This is a genomic window from Pseudonocardia sp. C8 (assembly GCF_014267175.1).
Lineage (GTDB): Bacteria > Actinomycetota > Actinomycetes > Mycobacteriales > Pseudonocardiaceae > Pseudonocardia.
Map to the genome: position 1 here is coordinate 279069 of NZ_JACMTR010000002.1, position 19504 is coordinate 298572.

19 protein-coding genes and 3 tRNA genes are annotated in these 19504 nt (G+C 74.8%); 7 read left to right on the forward strand and 15 right to left on the reverse strand.

The features are described from left to right. Nucleotides 1-13: 13 nt before the first annotated feature. Complete coding sequence (locus H7X46_RS01985) at nt 14-1237, forward strand: oxygenase MpaB family protein (RefSeq protein ID WP_186357771.1); 1224 nt, start codon at nt 14-16, stop codon at nt 1235-1237. A 4-nt stretch (nt 1238-1241) separates the two neighbouring features. On the opposite strand, the gene H7X46_RS01990 is transcribed toward H7X46_RS01985, so the two are convergent. From H7X46_RS01990 to H7X46_RS02005, 4 genes are all read right to left on the reverse strand, one after another. Then, on the reverse strand, nt 1242-1628 hold the full coding sequence (locus H7X46_RS01990; RefSeq protein ID WP_186357772.1) for a VOC family protein: 387 nt from the start codon (nt 1626-1628) through the stop codon (nt 1242-1244). A gap of 77 nt (nt 1629-1705) precedes the next feature. Then, nucleotides 1706-6043 (reverse strand): ATP-dependent RNA helicase HrpA, encoded by a 4338-nt coding sequence (hrpA, locus tag H7X46_RS01995; RefSeq protein ID WP_222131164.1) that lies wholly within the window; start codon nt 6041-6043, stop codon nt 1706-1708. Nucleotides 6044-6409: 366 nt separating this feature from the next. Continuing rightward, a complete protein-coding gene (locus H7X46_RS02000; RefSeq protein ID WP_186357773.1) occupies nt 6410-7237 on the reverse strand; it encodes a serine hydrolase domain-containing protein in 828 nt (275 codons plus the stop codon). Between the two features lie 50 nt (nt 7238-7287). Then, nucleotides 7288-7968, reverse strand: coding sequence for an SDR family oxidoreductase (locus tag H7X46_RS02005; protein ID WP_186357774.1), 681 nt, complete (start codon nt 7966-7968; stop codon nt 7288-7290). A 160-nt stretch (nt 7969-8128) separates the two neighbouring features. Here H7X46_RS02005 and H7X46_RS02010 point away from each other — a divergent pair, with 160 nt between their 5' ends. Next, complete coding sequence (locus H7X46_RS02010; protein WP_186357775.1) at nt 8129-8965, forward strand: DUF72 domain-containing protein; 837 nt, start codon at nt 8129-8131, stop codon at nt 8963-8965. Here H7X46_RS02010 and H7X46_RS02015 read toward each other — a convergent pair. The 9 genes from H7X46_RS02015 to H7X46_RS02055 form a co-directional block, all read right to left on the reverse strand. Further along, complete coding sequence (locus H7X46_RS02015) at nt 8945-10201, reverse strand: MFS transporter (protein ID WP_186357776.1); 1257 nt, start codon at nt 10199-10201, stop codon at nt 8945-8947. The two genes, H7X46_RS02010 and H7X46_RS02015, sit on opposite strands and share 21 nt — an antisense overlap. 48 nt (nt 10202-10249) lie before the next feature. Beyond that, on the reverse strand, nt 10250-11878 hold the full coding sequence (locus H7X46_RS02020) for an acyl--CoA ligase family protein (protein WP_186357777.1): 1629 nt from the start codon (nt 11876-11878) through the stop codon (nt 10250-10252). Nucleotides 11879-11948: 70 nt separating this feature from the next. Next, the gene (locus H7X46_RS02025) at nt 11949-12140 is read right to left on the reverse strand and encodes a ferredoxin (RefSeq protein WP_186357778.1); all 192 of its coding nucleotides are present in this window, start codon (nt 12138-12140) and stop codon (nt 11949-11951) included. 82 nt (nt 12141-12222) lie between these two features. Further along, a complete protein-coding gene (locus tag H7X46_RS02030; RefSeq protein ID WP_186357779.1) occupies nt 12223-12498 on the reverse strand; it encodes a hypothetical protein in 276 nt (91 codons plus the stop codon). 187 nt (nt 12499-12685) lie between these two features. Next, nucleotides 12686-14575 carry a propionyl-CoA synthetase gene (locus tag H7X46_RS02035; RefSeq protein ID WP_186357780.1) on the reverse strand — a complete coding sequence of 630 codons (1890 nt, stop codon included), beginning with the start codon at nt 14573-14575 and terminating at the stop codon, nt 12686-12688. Between the two features lie 113 nt (nt 14576-14688). Continuing rightward, entirely contained in the window at nt 14689-15006 is a 318-nt protein-coding gene (locus H7X46_RS02040; protein WP_186357781.1) for a YciI family protein, read from the reverse strand. Then, nucleotides 14973-15560 (reverse strand): SRPBCC domain-containing protein, encoded by a 588-nt coding sequence (locus tag H7X46_RS02045; protein ID WP_186357782.1) that lies wholly within the window; start codon nt 15558-15560, stop codon nt 14973-14975. The genes H7X46_RS02040 and H7X46_RS02045 overlap by 34 nt, the downstream gene beginning before the upstream one ends. A gap of 87 nt (nt 15561-15647) precedes the next feature. Then, the gene (locus H7X46_RS02050; RefSeq protein WP_370588563.1) at nt 15648-16061 is read right to left on the reverse strand and encodes an ArsR/SmtB family transcription factor; all 414 of its coding nucleotides are present in this window, start codon (nt 16059-16061) and stop codon (nt 15648-15650) included. Beyond that, nucleotides 16052-16408, reverse strand: coding sequence for a VOC family protein (locus H7X46_RS02055; protein WP_186357783.1), 357 nt, complete (start codon nt 16406-16408; stop codon nt 16052-16054). The genes H7X46_RS02050 and H7X46_RS02055 overlap by 10 nt, the downstream gene beginning before the upstream one ends. Before the next feature lie 229 nt (nt 16409-16637). Here H7X46_RS02055 and H7X46_RS30475 point away from each other — a divergent pair, with 229 nt between their 5' ends. From H7X46_RS30475 to H7X46_RS02080, 5 genes are all read left to right on the forward strand, one after another. Beyond that, nucleotides 16638-17876 (forward strand): GDSL-type esterase/lipase family protein, encoded by a 1239-nt coding sequence (locus tag H7X46_RS30475; RefSeq protein WP_186357784.1) that lies wholly within the window; start codon nt 16638-16640, stop codon nt 17874-17876. 186 nt (nt 17877-18062) lie between these two features. Then, nucleotides 18063-18278: a hypothetical protein gene (locus H7X46_RS02065; protein WP_186357785.1), complete on the forward strand. Its 216-nt coding sequence runs from the start codon at nt 18063-18065 to the stop codon at nt 18276-18278. A 137-nt stretch (nt 18279-18415) separates the two neighbouring features. Continuing rightward, nucleotides 18416-18488 (forward strand) — tRNA-Glu (locus tag H7X46_RS02070). A gap of 39 nt (nt 18489-18527) precedes the next feature. Further along, nucleotides 18528-18601, forward strand: a tRNA-Asp gene (locus H7X46_RS02075). 32 nt (nt 18602-18633) lie between these two features. Next, a tRNA-Phe gene (locus tag H7X46_RS02080) sits at nt 18634-18707 on the forward strand. Nucleotides 18708-18724: 17 nt separating this feature from the next. On the opposite strand, the gene crcB (H7X46_RS02085) is transcribed toward H7X46_RS02080, so the two are convergent. Together crcB (H7X46_RS02085) and crcB (H7X46_RS02090) are read right to left on the reverse strand one after the other, a co-directional pair. After that, complete coding sequence (gene crcB / locus H7X46_RS02085; RefSeq protein ID WP_186357786.1) at nt 18725-19099, reverse strand: fluoride efflux transporter CrcB; 375 nt, start codon at nt 19097-19099, stop codon at nt 18725-18727. Continuing rightward, nucleotides 19096-19494 carry a fluoride efflux transporter CrcB gene (gene crcB / locus H7X46_RS02090; protein ID WP_370588564.1) on the reverse strand — a complete coding sequence of 133 codons (399 nt, stop codon included), beginning with the start codon at nt 19492-19494 and terminating at the stop codon, nt 19096-19098. The genes crcB (H7X46_RS02085) and crcB (H7X46_RS02090) overlap by 4 nt, the downstream gene beginning before the upstream one ends. Between the last annotated feature and the right edge of the window lie 10 nt (nt 19495-19504).

Below are 19504 nucleotides of genomic sequence, written 5' to 3' on the forward strand. Positions count from 1 at the left end.
TCAGCATCCGGCCATGGTGGCAGAGATCCCCGTCGCGCCGGCCCACCCGCGACGTTTCCGCAGCTCGCCGCGCCGCGCGGCCCGGATCGCGCGCCCGCTCGGCCTGGTGGCCCGGGTCGGCGCACCCGATCCGGGCCTGCTCGACGAGATCGGCCGCCGGATGCTGGTGCGGGACGAGACCGGTGCCCGGCTGGCCCGGTCGATGGGCCGGGACGCCGGTGACCCGGAGCGGGTGACGATGCGCGCGTTCCACCGGGCGCTCGCCGGGGGGACGGCCCCGGACGGCGGTCCCGCCGCGCTGCGGGAGTTCCTCGCCGCCGTCACCCCGGACCCGGAGTGGCTCGACCGGGACCTGCTCGAGCGCGGCGCGCGGGCGTACCGGCGGCTGGGACGCAGCCGGGACGACACCCTGCTGGGCCTGTCCCTGATCGGCGGTTACCGCTACGGCGGGCCCACCGAGCTGCTCGTGCGGACCGGCGGGCTGACCGGGCGCGGCGCGATGCGACGGCTCGGCGAGACGCAGGCGTGGGCGTTCGCCGTGAGCCGGCCCGGTGGCATGGAGCCCGGCGCCGACGGGTGGCGGGCGACCCTGCACGTGCGGGCGATGCACGCGCTCGTCGCCGACCGCTACGAGCGCGGCGACCGCTACGACGTCACCACCCACGGGCTGCCGATCAACCGGTCGGACCTCGCCGCGACGCTCGGCCTGTTCAACAGCACCGCGATCCTCGGGTGCCGCCTGCTCGGCCGGTACGTCTCCCGGGCCGAGTCGGACGCGATCATGCACCTCTGGCGCTACGTCGGGTGGCTGATGGGCGTCGACGAGGACTGGCTGTTCGACACCGAACGCGCGCAGAACGCGTTCAACCACCACGTGCTGCTGGCCCAGGGCGACGTGACGCCGAACGGGGCGCGGCTGGCCGGGGCGCTGGTCGACGGCCTGCGGGACGAGCGCACCGGCGGCCGCCTCGACCGGCTCCGCGGCGCGTGGGAGCGGCGGCGGCTGCTCAGCCTGCTGCGCCTGTTCCTGCGCGCCGAGGGCGTGCGCGACCTCGGGCTCCCGGTCGCGCTGCCCTGGGCGGTGCCGGCCCAGGTGGTGCGCAACGTCGCCGAGGTCGCGCTGGTGGCGCGGACCCGGCGCGGGCGCCGGTGGCTGGAGGAACGGTCCGACCGGCGGATCCGGGCCGACCTCGCCCGCCGGTTCGGCGGGGACCGGCCCGGCCCGCGCGAGCTGTGACCCGTCATCCCTGGACCAGGCAGAACGGGTGGCCCAGCGGGTCGAGGAACACCCGGAAGCTGTCCGGGGCCGGCTGGGTCTCGTGCTTGCGCGCCCCGACCTCGAGCACGGCGGCCTCGCCGGCGTCGAGATCCGGGACGTCGAAGTCGAAGTGCACCCGCTGGGGGTGCTCCTGGCCCGGCCACTCCGGGGGCGTGTAGGTGCCCTCGGAGATCCGCTGGAAGGCCAGCGTCGCGCCGGACCCTCCGGTGTCGAGCTCGACCCAGCCGTCGTGGGTCTGCTCGGCGACCGGCCAGCCGGTGATCCGGGAGTAGAAGCGGGCCAGCTCCAGCGGGTCCGGGCAGTCGAGGGCGGCGAGGGCGAACCTGGCGATGGGTGCGTCGGTGCTCATGGGTCGAGTGTGGCGGCGACCCCCGACAGTGTCGCGCCGGCTCGACCCGCGTGACTCGCGCCGGCTCGAGGGCGGTATCAGGCGGGCGGTGGCAGCTCGTCGATCGCCCGCTCCACCCGGCGGACGGAGATCGGGTGCCGGGTCTTCATCGGGTGGGCGTACAGCGAGACCCGGAGCTCCTCGATCATCCAGCCGATCTCGCACAGCGCGGGCGACGGCTCGACGCCCTCGGGCAACCCGGCCAGCAGGGCGCGGTACTCGGCCTCGACCGGCGCCATCTCCGCGGTCCACCGGGCGTCGCGGCCGGGATCGGCGTGCAGCTTGTCCAGCCGGAGCCCGAGCGCCTGGAGGTAGCGCCGCAGGTCACCGAGCCGGGTCGCCCCGGCCGCGGTCACGAAGCCCGGCCCGACCAGCCGTTCCATGATCACCTTCACGTCCGCGGCGCCGTCCCGGGTGGCCGGTCCGCGCAGGTCGGCCAGCTTCGCCCCGACCCGGTGCCAGTCCTCCAGCACACCGCGGACGGCGTCGAGGACCTGCAGCGTCGTCGCGGGCAGCCGCATCCGGAGCAGCTCGGCGAGCCGGAGGTACTGCGCCTCGTCGTACGGTGCCCCGCCGCCGCGCCGGACCAGGTGGTCGGCGGCGGCGGTCGTGCAGTCGTCGAGCAGCGCGTCCAGCGAGCCGTGCGGGTTGCGTGACAGCGCGAGGCGGGCCCGGTTGTCGAGGCCGCGCTGCACCTGCTTGCCGGGGTTCGGCGCGTTCAGCATCAGCAGCCGGCGCGCGCCCCGGTGGTGCGCGGGGTCCCGCTCGGCGGCCGTCGCGTACACGCGGACGTCCACGGTGCGGCCCCGGTCCCGCAGCCCCGGGTAACCGGTGACGACGTGCTCCCCGCGCCGGATCGGCAGCTCGCGGGGCAGCTCGCCGATCGTCCACGAGGTCAGCGCGGTGGCCTCGACCTCGGTGCCGGCCGCGGCCAGCTCCTCGCGGACCTTCGGGGCCAGCTGCCGGCGCAGCCGGTCGAGGTCGGTGTCGCGGGCCAGCTCGGCACCGGACTCGTCCAGCACCCGGAACGTGACGGTCAGGTGCTCGGGCAGCCGCTCCAGCTCCCAGTCCTCGCGGCGGATCTCCACGTTGCGCATCCGGCCGAGCTCGCGTTCCAGGCCGTCGAGCAGCGGCTCGCCGGTGTCGTCGCGGAGCCGGGCCAGCACCGCGCGGGCGTGGTCGGGTGCGGGGGAGAAGTTGCGCCGCAGCGTCCGCGGCAGCGTCCTGATCAGGGCCGTCACCAGCTCCTCGCGCAGCCCGGGCACCTGCCAGGTGAACGGCGTCGGGTCGACCTGGTGCAGCGCGGCCACCGGCACGTCGACGGTGACGCCGTCGGTGTGGTGGCCCGGCTCGAACGCGTAGGACAGCGGCAGCGTCAGGCCGCCGGCGTCGACGTGGTCCGGGTACTGGGCGCGGTCGATCCGTCTGGCGGCCTCGGTGGCGAGCAGGTCCTCGGTGTAGGTGAGCAGCTCCGGGTTGCGCTTCGACTCCTTCTTCCACCAGGTGTCGAAATGCTTGCCGGACACCACGGAGGCGGGGACGCGCTCGTCGTAGAACGCGAACAGGGTGTCCTCGTCGACCACGAGGTCGCGCCGGCGGGCGCGGTGCTCGAGCTCCTCGACGTCGTCGAGCAGCTCGCGGTTGGCGTGGAAGAACGCGTGCCGGGTGTCCCAGTCGCCCTCGACGAGGGCGTGCCGCAGGAACAGGTCCCGGCTCACCTCGGGGTCGATCGTGCCGTAGGCGACGGTGCGGTCCGCGACCAGCGGCAGCCCGTGCAGGGTGACCCGCTCGGTGGCGACGGCGGCGGCGCGCTTGCGTGACCAGCGCGGCTCCGAATACGTCCGCTTGACGAGATGCGCGGCCAGCGGCTCGATCCAGTCCGGCTGGACCGGCGCGACGGTCCGCGCCCACAGCCGCGTCGTCTCCACGAGCTCGGCGGCCATCACCCAGCGGGGCGGCTTCCTCGCGATGCCCGATCCGGGCCACAGCGCGAACCGGGCGCCGCGGGCGCCGAGGTACTCCCGGGGTCCCTTGCGTTCCTTGCCGGCCTTCTTCTCACCCTTCTCGGTGAGCGGGTCCTGCATGCCGACCTGGGAGAGCAGCCCGGCCAGGACGGACTGGTGGATCCGGTCGGCGTGCGCGGCCCAGTCCGGGTTCTTCTCGTTGAGATCCATGCCGGCCGACCGGGCTGCCTGTCGGAGCTGGCCGTGCAGGTCCCACCACTCGCGCACCCGCAGGTAGTGCAGGAAGTCCTCGCGCAGCTCGCGGCGGAACTTGTTGCCGGTCAGCGCCTCGCGGCGCTCGGCCAGGTGGTCCCAGAGCCGCAGGTGGGCCAGGAAGTCCGAGCCGTCGACCGCGAACCGGCGGTGCCGGTCGTCGGCGGCCTGGCGCTGCTCGGCGGGGCGCTCGCGCGGGTCCTGCACGGACAGCGCGGCCGCGATGACCAGCACCTCGCGCAGGCAGCCGTTCCGGTGGGCCTCCACCAGCATCCGGCCCAGCCGCGGGTCCACCGGCAGCCGGGACAGCGCGTGGCCCACCGGGGTCAGCGAGCGCCGGTCCGGCCGGAGCGCGCCGAGCTCGTGCAGCAGGTCGAGGCCGTCGGCGACGGCGCGCCGGTCCGGCGGCTCGACGAACGGGAACTCGGAGATCTCGCCCAGGTCCAGCGCGATCATCTGCAGGACCACGGCGGCGAGGTTGGTCCGCAGGATCTCCGGGTCGGTGAACTCGGGGCGGGCGTCGAAGTCGTCCTCTGCGTAGAGCCGGATCGCGATGCCGTCGGAGGTGCGCCCGCAGCGGCCGGCCCGCTGGTTCGCCGACGCCTGGGAGATCTTCTCGATCGGCAACCGCTGCACCTTGAGCCGCCGGGAGTACCGGGAGATGCGGGCGGTGCCGGTGTCGACGACGTACCGGATGCCCGGCACGGTCAGCGACGTCTCGGCGACGTTCGTCGCGAGCACCACGCGGTTGCCGGTGTGCGGCTGCCAGACCCGTTGCTGCTCGGCCGTCGAGAGCCGGGCGTAGAGCGGCAGGATCTCGGTGTTCGGGAGGTTCCGCCGCTCGAGCACCTCGGCCGCCTCGCGGATCTCCCGTTCCCCGGGCAGGAAGACGAGCACGTCACCCGGGCCCTCGCGCTGCAGCTCGACGACGGCGTCGCCGATCGCGTCGTCCAGCTGGCGGTCCGGGTCGGCGTCCGGGTCGTCGGGGTCGACGACCGGGCGGTACCGGACCTCCACCGGGTAGGTGCGGCCGGAGACCTCGATGATCGGGGCCGGCCGGTCGTCGGCGCTGCCGAAATGCCGGGCGAACCGCTCGGGGTCGATCGTCGCCGAGGTGATGACGACCTTGAGGTCCGGGCGGCGCGGCAGCAGCCGGGTGAGGTAGCCGAGGATGAAGTCGATGTTGAGGCTGCGCTCGTGCGCCTCGTCGATGATCAGCGTGTCGTACTGGTGCAGGTCCTTGTCGCCGGCCAGCTCGGCCAGCAGGATCCCGTCGGTCATCAGCTTGACCATGGTCGAGTCCCCGACCTGGTCGGTGAACCGGACCTTCCAGCCGACCGCCCCACCGAGCTCGACCCCCAGCTCCTCGGCGATCCGGGCGGCCACCGTGCGCGCGGCGAGCCGCCGCGGCTGGGTGTGGCCGATCATCCCGTGCACGCCGCGGCCGAGCTCCAGGCAGATCTTCGGCAGCTGGGTCGTCTTCCCCGAGCCGGTCTCCCCGGCGACGATCACGACCTGGTTGTCGCGGATGGCCTCCGCGATCTCCTCGCGGCGGGCCGACACCGGCAGCGTCGCCGGGTAGGAGATCGCGGGGAGCGCCGCCCGGCGGCGGGCGATCCGGCGCTCGGCGGCGTCGACCGCGTCGGCGACCCGCTGCTGGGCGCGGCCGTCGCGGGCGCGGTCGAGCCGGCGGCGCAGCCGGTCGGCCTCGGCCGGGCCGAGCGCACCGATCCGCTCGCGGAGGGCGGCCAGCTCGGCGTCGTCCAGCGGGGGGAGTGGCGGCGCGGCGTTGTCGGTGCCGGGCGCCGTGCCGCCGCGTGCGGAACCCGGGCCGCCACGGTCGGCGCCTGCGGCGTCCGGGCCGTCGCGGTCGGGGCCGCGGCGGCCGGGCTGGTCGGGGCCGGGCGCCGTGACGGCAGCGCTCCGGCCCCGTGGCCCGCGGCGGCGCGGTCGGCGCTGCGCATCGCGGGCCGGGAGGCCGCGTGCGGCGCCCTCCGTCCCGGGGGCGGCCTGCGCAGCGGCCTGGTCCGTGCTGGTCGTGGGGTCGATGTCGGTCTGACGAGAATCCGGTCGGCGACGACGGGGACGTCGGCGCCGACCGGTCGTGCCGGCCCCGTGGTCGGGTCGGTCGCTCGAGGACGGGGCGGAATCGGTGGACATCGTTCGTTCAGTGTGCCTGGTCGTCCGGGGTGTCGCGGACGCCGACCATGGTGATCGGCGTCGCGGGCGGGGGCAATCGGATATCACGCAAGGGTGTCCGAACCGGGCGCCGGTCGCCTCGCGGCGAGGGGCACACCGCGGCTCCAGCCGGACGGTATTCCGCGGCGGCGGTTATCTGATGCGGCCCGGGGACTCGGGGCACCCGGCTCGGACAGTCCCTCCAACAGCGCCGCCGGGCGGATCATTCCCGCCCCGCTCGCCGGCTTCGCCCGCGCCCGCCCGCCCCCCCCGGAACACACTCATGGAGCTTGAGTCCCGTGGCACGGGGCCAAAGGGCCATGAGTGCCATCGGGGGGGCGGGCGGGATCAGGGGGCGAGCGCGTCCAGGACGCCGTCGGTCCACGGGGTCCACGCGTCGATCGCCCACTGGCCGAAGTCCCGGTCGGTGAGGACGACGGCGGCCGCGCGCGCCTCCGGGTCCACCCACAGGAACGTGCCCGACTGCCCGAAGTGTCCGAACGTGCGCGGCGAGGACCGCAGCCCCGTCCAGTGCGGGGACTTGCCGTCGCGGATCTCCATGCCGAGGCCCCAGTCGTTCGGCTTCTGCCGGCCGTAGCCGGGGAGCAGGCCGTCGAGGCCGGGGTAGGCGACGGTGGTGGCCTCGGCGACGGTGCGCGGGTCCAGCAGCGCCGGGGCCTGCAGCTCGGCGGCGAACCGGGCGAGATCGTCCGCGGTCGACACCGCGCCGGCCCCGGCCGTGCCTTCCAGCCGGGTGCGGGTGAGGCCGAGCGGCTCGCAGACCGCCTGGTGCAGGTAGTCGGCGAAGCCGATGCCGGTCGCGTCGGCGACGGCGTCGGAGAGCACTGCGAACCCGGTGTTGGAGTAGATCCGGCGCTCGCCGGGCGCGGCCTGCACCCGGTCGGTGTCGAACGCCAGCCCGGAGGTGTGCGCGATCAGGTGCCGCACGGTCGAGCCCTCCGGCCCGGCCGGGTCGTCCCAGCCGAGGGCGCCCTCCTCCACCGCGACCAGCACGGCGTACGCCGAGAGCAGCTTGGTGACCGAGGCGAGCGGGAACTCGCGGCCGGTGTCGCCGGCGTCGGCCAGGACGGTCCCGTCCGCGGCGACGACGGCGGCCGCGACGTGGTCGACCGGCCAGTCCAGGACCCGGCGCACCGCCGGGGCGAGCTCGGTCACGGGGCGGGGAACGGTCGGGTGCGCATGCCGCTCATCCTGTCAGGAGGATCTCAGCTGTCGCCGTAGACCGGGACGAGCGCGCCGGACACCGGGGCGGCATCCGGCCCGGACAGGAACGCGACGACCTTCGCGATGGCGGCCGGCGAAACGGCGCGGGCCGCCGCGTCGGCGTCCATCCACGTCCGGTTCGCCGGGGTGTCGATCACCGAGGGGAGGACGGCGTTCACCCGGATCCGCTGCGGCCGCAGCTCGTCGGCGAGGATCTCGGTGAGGCGGTGCACGGCGGCCTTGGTCGTGCCGTGCAGCAGCTGGGCCGGTCCGGTGAGCCCGGTCCGCGCGCCCACGGTGACGATCGCGCCACCGCCCGCGCCGGCGATCCGCGGCGCGGCCGCCTGGGCGGCCCACACGACGGAGGCCAGGTTGGTGTCGAGCAGCTCGTGCAGGCCGGCCTCGTCGACGTCGGCGAGCCCGCCGCCGGCGTAGCCCCCGGCGACCGCGACCAGGGTGTCGATGCCCAGGCCGAACGCGTCGACCCGGGCGAACGCCTCCGCGACCGAGTCCCGCGCGGTGAGGTCGACCCCGATCGGGTGCACGTCGTCGGCGGCGAGCGCGTCGAGCGCCGCGCCCGGCCGGTCGAGCGCGGCGACCGGCCGGTTCCGGGCCCGGAACTCCCCGACGACGGCGCGGCCCAGCGCACCCGCGGCCCCGGTGACGACGACGGCATCGCTCATGCCGGGCATCGTCGCACCCGACCTGGGACTCATGGAGCTTTGGTCCCGTGGCACAGGACCAAAGCTCCATGAGTGTGATGCGGGTGGGGGCGCGAGGCGGGGGCGGGGCGGGGGCGGGCGAGCTGAGGCGGGCGGGATGGTGGGGCGGGAGGATGGGGCGATGCGGACGGGCCGGGTGCTGGTCGGGACGTCGGGATGGCGCTACCCGCCGTGGCGCGGCACGTTCTACCCGCGCGGGCTGGTGCAGCGCCGCGAGCTGGAGTACCTGTCGCGCCGGGTCACCTCGATCGAGATCAACGGCTCGTTCTACTCGCTGCAGCGGCCGGAGAGCTGGCTGGCCTGGGCCCGGCAGGTGCCGGAGGGCTTCGTGTTCGCGGTGAAGGGCCCGCGGTTCGTGACCCACCTGAAGCAGCTGCGCGACGTGGAGACCCCGGTCGCGAACTTCCTCGCCTCGGGCCTGCTCGGTCTCGGACCGGCGCTCGGCCCGGTGCTGTGGCAGCTGCCGCCGCGGATGCGTTTCGACGCCGAACGGACGGCGGCGTTCCTGCAGCTCCTGCCGCATTCCACGGGCGCGGCGGCGCGGCTCGCGGCCCGGCACGACGAGCGCCTCGACGGCCGCGCGCTGACCGAGACCGACGCCGACCGGCCGCTGCGGCACGCGGTCGAGCCCCGGCACGAGTCGTTCCGCGACCCGGCGTTCACGGCGTTGCTGCACCAGCACGGGGTCGCGCTGGTGCAGTCGGACTCGGCCGGGACCTGGCCCTGGTTCGACGAGGTCACCACGGACCTGGTGTACGTCCGGCTGCACGGCCAGGGCGAGCTCTACGCGGGCGGCTACACCGCCGACGTGCTCGACACCTGGGCGGACCGGATCCGCGGCTGGGCCGCCGAGGGACGCGACGTGGTCTGCTACTTCGACAACGACATGAAGGTGCACGCCCCGGCGGACGCCATGGCGCTCCTCGACCGGCTGGGGTCAGGACGCGGGTGCCGGTGACACCGCGCCGGCCGGCCCGGCACCGCGGCGCGCGTGCGCCACGAGCATCCGGCGCCCGACCAGCATCAGCACCGCCGAGACCAGCATCACGCCCGCGCTCGCCGTCCAGGCCACCGGGAAGCCGGCGTGCGTCGCCAGCCAGCCGAACACGACCGGTCCACCGAACCCGCCGGCGTACACGCCGACCTGCACGATCGACGTCGCCGCCGCCGGCGCCGACGGGTTCAGCCGCACCACCGCGAACTGCAGCAGCCCGGGCCAGGCCCAGCCGAGCCCGAACGCGAGGGTCACCCCGAGCACCAGTGCCGGCGTCCCCGGGAGGGCGAGCAGGCCGAACCCGGCCGCGCCGGCGGCGAGGCTGGCCGCGACCACGGCCACGTGCCCGCCCCCGCGGCGCCGGTCGCCGTTCCGGCGGGCCCGTTCGCGACGGTCGGCCAGCCAGCCGTGCAGCAGCCGGACCGACAGGCCCACGACGCTGCCGAAGGTCAGGACCAGCCCGGCCGGGCCGGGGGCCACGCCCCGCTCGACGGCCGAGGCGACCAGGAAGATCCCGAGGGCGGTCGCGGTGCCCGCGGCCAGGCCGGACGCCGCCCCGATCACGCCGAGTGCCGCCGTCGCGCGGTTGCCGGCTGCGGGCCGCCCCCGCGGGCCGGCGTCCTCGGCCGGGCAGGCCAGCAGCGCCGCCAGCGCGAGGACGGCGCCGAACCCGTAGGCCCACCGCCAGCCTGCGGTCAGCGCGACCGCAGGCACCGCGAGCCCCGCCAGCAGGGTGGCGGCCGGGATGGCCGCCTGCTTGACCCCGAACGAGAGGCCCATCCGGTGCTCGGGCACCGACCGGGCCAGCGTCAGGTTCGACGACAGCTGGCCCATCACGTTGCACCAGGCCGCGCACAGCAGCAGGGCCACCAGCGACCCGTACGACCGGGCCCCGACGGCGAGCGCGGCCATCAGCACCGCCGCGCCGATCACGGCGATCCGGCTGGTCCGGCGGGCCCCGACCCGTTCGACGACCATGCCGACCGGCAGCGAGCACAGGGCACTCACGCCGAAGTAGAGCGCCACGACCAGGCCGAGGCCGGCCGGGTCGAAGCCCAGGTCGGCCGAGAGCTGCACGGCGAGCGCGCCGGTGAGGAACACCGGCAGCACCGACACCGTGGTCACGGTCACGGCGCCGGCCGCGACCCGGAACGCCGAGGGTGCGGCGGTCGCCTCCACGGGGTCGGTCGCGATGCTCATGTTGAGCAACGCTAACCGAATGGGCGGCCCGGGACGAGCGGACGTGAGCTATCCGCGGATGCGGGACTCGCCCTGACCCGCCCACTCCTTCTCGCGCAGCTCGAACTTCTGCACCTTCCCGGTGGAGGTCTTCGGCAGCTCGTCGACGATGTCGACGTACTTCGGTGCCTTGTACCGGGCGATCCGCGACTTCACGTGCTCGATCAGCTCGCCCGGCTCGGCGCTGCGGCCCGGCTTGAGCACCGCGAACGCCTTGCAGACCTCGCCCCACTTCTCGTCCGGGACGCCGACGACGGCCGCCTCCAGCACGGCGTCGTGCGACACGATCGCCTGCTCGACCTCGACCGTGGAGATGTTCTCCCCGCCGGAGATCACGACGTCCTTCGCGCGGTCGCGCAGCTCGACGTAGCCGTCCGGGTGCACGACGCCGAGGTCACCGGAGTGGAACCAGCCGCCGGCGAACGCCTCGGCCGTCTTCTCCGGGTCGAGGTAGTAGCCCTTCATGACGTTGTTGCCGCGCATCACGATCTCGCCCATCGTGACGCCGTCGCGCGGGACGTCGTTCATCTGCTGGTCGACCACGCGGACCCGGTCGGCGCAGACCATCCCGACGCCCTGGCGGGCCTGCAGCCGCGCGCGCTCCTCGGCGTCGAGGCCGTCCCACGCACGCTGGTACTGGTTGACGGTGTACGGCCCGTAGGTCTCGGTGAGGCCGTAGACGTGCACGATCCGGAAGCCCATCCGCTCCATCTGCAGGATGGTCGTCGGCGCGGGCGGCGCGCCCGCCGTCGTGATCACCAGCGGGTAGTCCAGGGTCACGGCCTCGGGTGCGTTCATGATCGTCGTGACGACGGTGGGTGCACCGTTGAGGTGGGTCACCCGGTGCTCGGTGATGAGCCGCCAGATGACGTCGCCGCGGACCTCGCGCAGGCAGACGTGGGTGCCGCCGACCGCGGTCACCGCCCACGGGGTGCACCAGCCGTTGCAGTGGAACATCGGCAGCGTCCACAGGTAGACGCTGTCCGCGGTGTGCGTGGAGTGGACGATCTCGCCGAACGAGTTCAGGTAGGCGCCGCGGTGGTGGTACTCGACGCCCTTGGGGTTGCCGGTGGTCCCGGACGTGTAGTTGATCGTGATCGTGTCGCGCTCGTCGGCCACGGCCCAGGGCAGCGGGTCGTCCGAGCCGCGGGCGAGCAGGTCGGTGTAGGACAGGCCGGAGCCGGTGCCGTCCCCGGGGGCGGCCGGGTCGGTGACGGTGACGATCTCCCGGACCGTCCTCAGCTCGGCGGCGACCGGGCGGACCGTCTCGTAGAGCACGTTGTCGACGACCAGGACCTTCGCGCCCGAGTGGTCGAGGATGTAGCGGACCTCCGCAGGAGAGAGCCGTGTGTTGATCGCGACCAGCACCGCGCCGGCCAGCGGCACCGCGAAGTGCGCGACCAGCATCTCCGGGACGTTCGGCAGCAGGTAGGCGACGCGGTCACCCGGCTCCACCCCGGAGGCGCGCAGCGCGTGCGCCACCCGGGTCGCCTCGCCGGCGAACTCGGCGTACGTGTGGCGTCGGTCGCCGTAGACGATCGCCGTCCTGTCCGCGAACACGTCCGCGGACCGGCCGAGGAAGGCCAGCGGCGTCAGCGGGGTGGACCAGACCTCGGCGGGGGACGGGGCGGGCGTCACGGGCGGCTCCTTCGCAGGCGGTACGTCGGGGCGATCCTCTCCGCCGGAGGTCGCCCCGGCAACCGGCCGCTCAGCCCTCGAGCGTGATCGCGGCCTTGGGGCAGCTCCGCACCGCTTCCTCGATCTTCGGCCGGAGCGCCTCCGGCGGGTTCTCGTCGAGGATGTAGAGGTAGTCGTCGTCGCGCACCTCGAAGACCTCGGGCGCGATACCCATGCACACCGCGTTGCTCTCGCAGCGGTCGAAATCCACGATGACCTTCATGGGGCCATGGTGCTCCTGTGCGGGCACTCTCGCACGACTGAGGATGCCCTGACCTGCGGTTATGCTGGCCTACATCAAGGGGTCAGCGGGCGTCGGCGGTCTCGACCGGCTCCGGGAGCGGGGCGGGCGCGAGCGCGGTGTGGGCCTGCTCCAGCGGGGCCGGCGGGGGTGTGGTCCGCGGGTACCCGAGCACCGCGGACGCGGTCACCGCGGGGCCGCGGGTGCTGGCGGGGGCGGCCTCGCCGTCGTCCCGGATCGGCGGGTCGGCCGGGGGCTCCAGCAGCGCGGCGACACCGAGCACCGCGCCGAGGGCGAGCGGGGCGGTGAGCGCCACCAGCCGCATGCGGGTTCCGTCCATGACGAACCTCCACGGGGTCCACGACCGCACGGGGGGAGCGCCGGGGAGCGGCTGCGGCCGTCGTCGGGTCATCGACCGGTGGCGGCGCGCCGTTACCGGGAGGATCGGCGGGGGTCAAGGTTGGCCCGCGCGGACCACCCGAAGGGACGCCCCGGCCGGATCGGCGATCCGGCCGGGGCGCCGGTCGTCACTCCCGGCGGAGCACCGGGCGGAGGGTGTCGAGGACGGCCGGGTCGTCGATGGTGGACGGGACGGGCTCGTCGTGGCCGTCGGCGATGCCGCGCATGGTCTTGCGCAGGATCTTGCCGGAGCGGGTCTTGGGCAGGGCGGGGACGATCGCGACGTCCTTCAGCGAGGCGACGGCGCCGATCCGCTCCCGGACCAGCGCGACGAGCTCGTCGCGCAGCCGCTCCTCGTAGCCCTCGGCCGCGGTGTCGACGCCCGCCTTGAGCACGACGAACCCGCGCGGGACCTGGCCCTTCATGGTGTCGGAGACCCCGATCACCGCGCACTCGGCGACGTCCGGGTGCGAGGCGAGGACCTCCTCCATCCCCCCGGTGGACAGGCGGTGCCCGGCGACGTTGATGACGTCGTCGGTGCGGCCCATGACGAACAGGTAGCCGTCGGTGTCGAGGTGGCCGCCGTCGCCGGTGAGGTAGTAGCCGTCGAAGGCCTTCATGTAGGAGTTCAGGAAGCGCTCGTCGTCGTTCCACAGGGTCGGGAACGCGCCCGGGGGCAGCGGCAGCTTCGCGACGATGGCGCCGTCGACGCCGGGCTCGCAGGCCCGGCCGGCCTCGTCGAGGACGTGGATGTCCCAGCCGGGCATGGGGCGGGTCGGCGAGCCCGGCTTGATCTCCAGCAGCTCGATGCCGGCCGGGTTCGCCGCGACCGGCCAGCCGGTCTCGGTCTGCCACCAGTGGTCGATCACCGGGATGCCGAGCAGGTCGGACGCCCACCGGTAGGTCTCCGGGTCGAGGCGCTCGCCGGCGAGGAACAGGTACTGCAGCGACGAGACGTCGTACTGCGCCAGGAACTCGCCGTGCGGGTCCTCCTTCTTGATCGCCCGGAACGCGGTCGGCGCGGTGAACACCGACTTCACCCGGTTCTCCTGCACGACCCGCCAGAACTGGCCGGCGTCCGGGGTGCCGACCGGCTTGCCCTCGTAGAGGATCGTCGTCGCCCCGGCGAGCAGGGGCGCGTACACGATGTAGGAGTGGCCGACGACCCAGCCCACGTCGGAGGCAGTGAAGATCGTCTCGCCGGCGCCGACGTCGTAGATGTTCGGCATGGACCAGGCCAGCGCGGTCGCGTAGCCGCCGCAGTCGCGGACCACGCCCTTGGGCTTGCCGGTCGTGCCGGAGGTGTAGAGCACGTACAGCGGGTCGGTGCTCCTGACCGGCACCGGGTCGGCCGGACGCGCGGACGCCACCGCGGACGCCCAGTCGACGTCGTTCGGGCCCATCGCCGCCTCGGCCTGCGGGCGCTGCAGGATGACCTGGCGCTCGGGCTTGTGCGACGACAGCTCGATCGCCCGGTCGAGCAGCGGCTTGTACTCGATGACCCGCTTGCCCTCGATGCCGCAGGACGCCGAGACGACCACGGTCGGGGCGGCGTCGTCGATGCGGACCGCGAGCTCGTTCGCGGCGAACCCGCCGAAGACGACCGAGTGGACCGCGCCCAGCCGGGCACAGGCCAGCATCGCGATCGCGGCCTCGGGGACCATCGGCATGTAGATCACGACCCGGTCGCCGGTACCCACACCCAGCTCGCGGAGCGCGCCCGCGAACGTCGCGACCTCGTCACGCAGCTGCGCGTAGGTGTAGGTCCGCTTCGTGCCGGTGACCGGCGAGTCGTAGACGAGGGCGGGCCGGTCGCCGCGGCCGGCGTCGACGTGCCGGTCCAGTGCGTTGTGCGCGACGTTGAGCTCGCCGTCCGGGAACCACCGGTGGAACGGCGGGTTCGCGTCGTCCAGGGCGGTGCTCGGCGCGACGTGCCAGTCCAGGGCACCCGCCGCGCGGAGCCAGAATCCCTCGCGGTCCTCGACGCTGGATCGGAAGATCTCCTCGTAGCCGGCCACCGGCCCCTCCCTCGTTCCCGGGCGGCCCGCGCCGGCCGCCGTCGTGGTGGCCCCGACCCTAGGCCGTGCCCGGGGAATCCGCGTCCCGGTCGCCGCGGACACCGCCCGGGAGGTCAGGCGGTGTGCGGGAGCCGCACGATCGCGCCCGGCATCGGGTGGACCGCGACGGTTCCGATCCCCGCGACGACCGCCGGGTCGCCGGCGCGGATCCGGTCGATCTCGGCGTCCGATCCGGCCTCGACCACGGCCAGCCCCCAGTGCCCGGCGGGGTCGAGGACCGGGCCGAACGCCACTGCGGTGCCCTGATCGCGGAGCGTGGTCCAGTAGCCGGCGTGCTCGGCCATCACCGACGCCTCGTGCTCGGTCATGTCCGTGGCGAAGGTGGGACGCGGCGGGGTCAGGGTGTAGGCGAAGACGAGCTTCTCGGACATGAGGCCTCCCGGGCCGTCGGTGCGGACGTCGTCCGGTCGCCGCAGGCCTCGGCGGCCGTCGTGAAGCAGCCGAGGATGTGGGACCAGCCACGGCCGTAGGCGCCGGACGTGTAGCCGCCGGGCTGGGCGCAGTCCTCGGTGAGCTGGGCCTCGGACAGCGCCTCCCAGCCGCGATGGCACACCTCCACCCGGGTGAGGGCCGGGCCGAGGGCGGCGAAGGTGAGCTCGACCTCGGTGGGTGCGGGGGTCGCCGTCCACGTCATCACGAACCGGTGCGGCGGATCCCAGACCAGCAGCTCACCCCAGACGACGGTGGTGCCGTCGTCCCACGTCTCGTGGACGCGCCCGCCGGGACGGGCCTCGACGACGACGTCACGGACCCGCTCGCGGCCCGCGGAGTAGGGCAGCACCGGCCACCACGCGCCGATGGTGGCCACGAACACCTCGAAGGTGTGCGCCCGGTCGCTGCGGACCAGGGTGGAGCGACGCACGGGTGGGCGCTGCAGCGTCGTCACCGGTTCGCGGTGGTGGCGGGGTCCGGTCCCTGCGGTCATCGGGTCCTCCGGGGCGGTGGCGAGGTGGTCACGGACGCGGGTCCGGGCTCGGCGGGGTCGCCGCGCGTTTCGTGGGTGGCCTGCCGGTCACCCGCCGGCGGCACGCCGGTCGTCCCGGAGGCCGCGGTCGGCTTCGACGAGGCGGCGCGCGACGTCCAGGGACGACGACCACATCTCGTCCAGGAACGCGCGCAGACCGTCGAGGCCCTCCGGGCGGGCGCGGTAGAGGCGCCGGGTGCCCGCCCGGCGTTCGCTGAGCAGCCCGGCGTTCTTGAGCACGGTCAGGTGCTGGCTGATCGCGGGGCGGGTCACGGCGAACGCACCGGCGATCTCCCCGGCGGCGAGCTCGTCCTGGGCGACCAGGCGCAGGATCGCGCGGCGCCGCGGCTCGGCGAGTGCGCGCAGCACCTCGTCGGTCGCGGTCTCCGAGGGCGAGCCGGCGCCGGGCCGCTCCTCGGGGCGGGGGTCCTCCGGCATGTCGGCGGTCCGGGTCAGGTCCACAACCCGATCGGGTTGCCGTCCGGGTCGGCGGCCACGGCGAAACGCCCGTAGTCACCGGGCAGGTCGGTCGGTTCCACCAGGCGCCGCCCGCCGAGCCGCTCGGCCCGGGACAGGGCGTCGTCCAGGTCGTCGACCCGCATGTAGATCTTGACCCCGGTGTCGCCGGGCTCCTCGGAGGGGCCGATACCGCCGCCGACCGCCGACTCGCCCGCGCCGGTGTCGACCAGCCCGTACCCGCCCATCGCCGGGTCCGCTGCGACCTGCCAGCCGAACAGGTCGGCGTAGAACCGCTGCGCCCGCTCATGATCATTACTGGTGATCTCGAAGAACGCGACCGGACAGCCCATGATCCTCACCTTCCATCCTTCTGTTCGTGGCCGCTAACGTTAGCGACAGCGAACGCTCTGGGCAAGCCTCGGTTCGGCTCGCCCGCCAGGCCGCTCGTCGCCGCCCGGACGCGTGTCGTCGCAGGGTGACCTGCGATGCACCTAACGTGATCGGGTCGCCGTTCGACGGAGCCGGTGGCGGGACCCGGCCGACCTCCGGACGGGCACGGAGGGACGGGAGGCGGTGCGCGTGCGGCCCCATGTCCGGCGGCGTACCGCGGCGGCGCTCGCGGTGCTGGTGACGCTGGTGGCCGGGCTCGCGTTCGCCGGATGTGGCCGTGGGTTGCCGGCAGCGGCGTGGGCGTCCGGCTGCGCCCCGGCCTGGACGGCCGCCTGGCACGCCGCCCAGCAGGCGGTGCCCGGTGACCAGCTCGCCGGCCGGACACTGCGGATGGTGGTGCGCCCGCAGGCGTCCGGCGACCCGGTCCGGCTGCGGCTGTCCAACCGGCACGGCGACGGTCCGCTGCACCTCGGCGCGGTCGCCCTGGCCCGCGCGCCCGGCGAGGTGCCGCGGCCGGTGCACACCGGCGGGCGCCCGGACGTGGTGCTGCCGCCGGGCGCCGAGGTCATGACCGATCCGCTGCCGGTCCCCGTCGACGCCGGGGTGCTGGTCACCGTCAGCCTGTTCCTCACCGAGGTGCCGGAGACGGTCAGCTCGCACCCGGTCGCGATGCGAACGGCGTGGCTGTCCGGAGCCGGCGACCGCACCGGCACGCCGGGGCCGGTGGGCTTCGGCACCACCCTGCAGTCGTGGCCGGTGCTGGCCGGGCTCGAGGTGCACGCGCCGCGCCCGCGCGGCGGGCTGCTCGTGATCGGGGACTCGCTGGTCGACGGCGTCGGCAGCACCCCGGACCGTGACGACCGCCTCACGGACCAGATCGCGGCGAGGTTCGACCCGGCGGCCGGGGATCGGGGCGTGACCGTGCTCAACGCGGGGCTGTCCCGCAACCGCCTGCTGCAGGACGACCCGCCGGGCGCCGGGGACGCGCCGCTGACCCGGTTCGACACCGACGTCACCGGCGTGGCCGGGGTACGTGACGTGCTGCTGCTGGCGGGCACGAACGATCTCGCCGCGGGCGCGGGCCCGGACGAGCTGATCGCCGGGATCCAGGCCTTCGCCCAGCGGGCCCGGGCCTCCGGGCTGCGGGTGTTCCTGACGACGATCCCGCCCGCCGCGGCGGGGGAGCACGGCACGCGGGCGACGGCCGCGGCCCGCGACCGCGTCAACGCGTGGCTCCGCGCGGACGGCCCCCGGTACGCCGACGGGGTGGTCGACGCCGCCACGGCACTCGCCGATCCGGGTGACCCCCGGCGGCTGCGCCCCGAGTACGACTCCGGTGACGGCCTGCACCCGTCCGCGGCGGGGTACCGGGCGGTCGCGGCGGTGACACCGGTGGAGGAACTCTCCGGCACACCGTGCACGGAGTGAGCGTCGCCCTGGCGATCTCGTCACCCGGGAAGGGGCGTGCAGCGGCCACGCACGATGGGTAACGTCTTGGTCACGGCCACAGCACGTGGCGGTACCGGCGGAACCGGAACCGCGGCGCGTCCCACCCGGGACGCCGGGGCCCGGGAGCGCCAGGGACGGAGCCCTGACGGCCTACGGGGAGGCCTCATGACCATCGGCGCGAGGCGCACGACCGACGACACCGGGTCCATCCCGGCGCCGCGGAACGCGGCGGACGCGTTCAAGGTGTCCGACGAGCAGGTCCAGCGGGCCCGGCTCGTCGTGGCGGAGAACTCCGCGGACTCCGCGGACCTGCGCGAGCTGCTCGACATGCTCGGGCTGATCTCCGGCAACCCGGACCAGCCGCCGCCCGTCGCGCGCTGATCCCCGCGCGCCCCTCTGGCCTGCTGCGACGCCGGAACAGGGGGGTGCCTGCGCGGGCCGCCGCGGCCGTGTCGTATGGTTTCACCGCTCCCAACGGACAGCCGTTGAGGGAAGGACGAGCCCCCGGGTCAGTCCAAGCCCCCATCGTCTAGCGGCCTAGGACTCCGCCCTTTCAAGGCGGCAGCGCGGGTTCGAATCCCGTTGGGGGTACCGCGGAGGTCATCGGCTACGATGGTGGCCGCAGAGCAAGGCCCAGTGGCGCAGTTGGTTAGCGCGTCGCCCTGTCACGGCGAAGGTCGCGGGTTCGAGTCCCGTCTGGGTCGCTCCACGTCCCCGGAGTTCCTCCGGGAGCCGGGGCCAGGTAGCTCAGTTGGTACGAGCGTCCGCCTGAAAAGCGGAAGGTCGGCGGTTCGACCCCGCCCCTGGCCACCTCTCTCATCCGTCCGTCAGAGGGCCAGGCGCACCAGGAACCACCCGGTCGCCGCCGCCAGGATCCCGGTCACGACACTGCCCAGCAGGTACACGACGGCCGCGCTCCCGGCCCGCCGCTCCGCCAGGGCCACCAGCTCGTGGCCGAAGGTGCTGTACGTCGTCAGCGCCCCGCAGAACCCGGTGCCGAGCAGCGCCGCGACTCCCGCGGGCAGCACCGCGCTCGCCCCCGTGAGCGCACCCAGGACCAGCGAGCCCGCGACGTTCACCGCGAACGTGCCCCACGGGAACGCCGGTCCGAACCGGGCCCGCGCCACGGCGTCGGCCAGCACCCGCAGCGGCGCCCCCACGGCCGCGCCCAGCCCGACCAGCAGGACCGACCAGGCCGTCACGCCGTCCGCCCGATCCTGCGGGTGACCGCGACCCCGCCCGCGCAGGCGAGCACGGCGGCGAGCGGCGAGACCAGCGCGTACCCCACCGCGGTGCCGTAGGCGCCCCCGTCGAGCAGCTGCACCGTCTCCACCGACCATGCCGAGAACGTCGTGTAACCACCCAGCATGCCGGCGCCCAGCAGCGGGCGCGCCAGCGGATGCGGGCGCGCGGCGACCTCGGCCAGCACCGTGTAGAGCACCCCGATCAGCAGGCAGCCGGTGATGTTGATCCAGAACGTCGTCCACGGCCACCCACCGGGCGGTGCCGGGAACGCCGAGCTCAGCAGGTAGCGGGCCTCGGCGCCCAGCACACCGCCGGCCGCGACCGCGGCCACCGCCCGGCGACGGGACGTCACGCGTTCCACC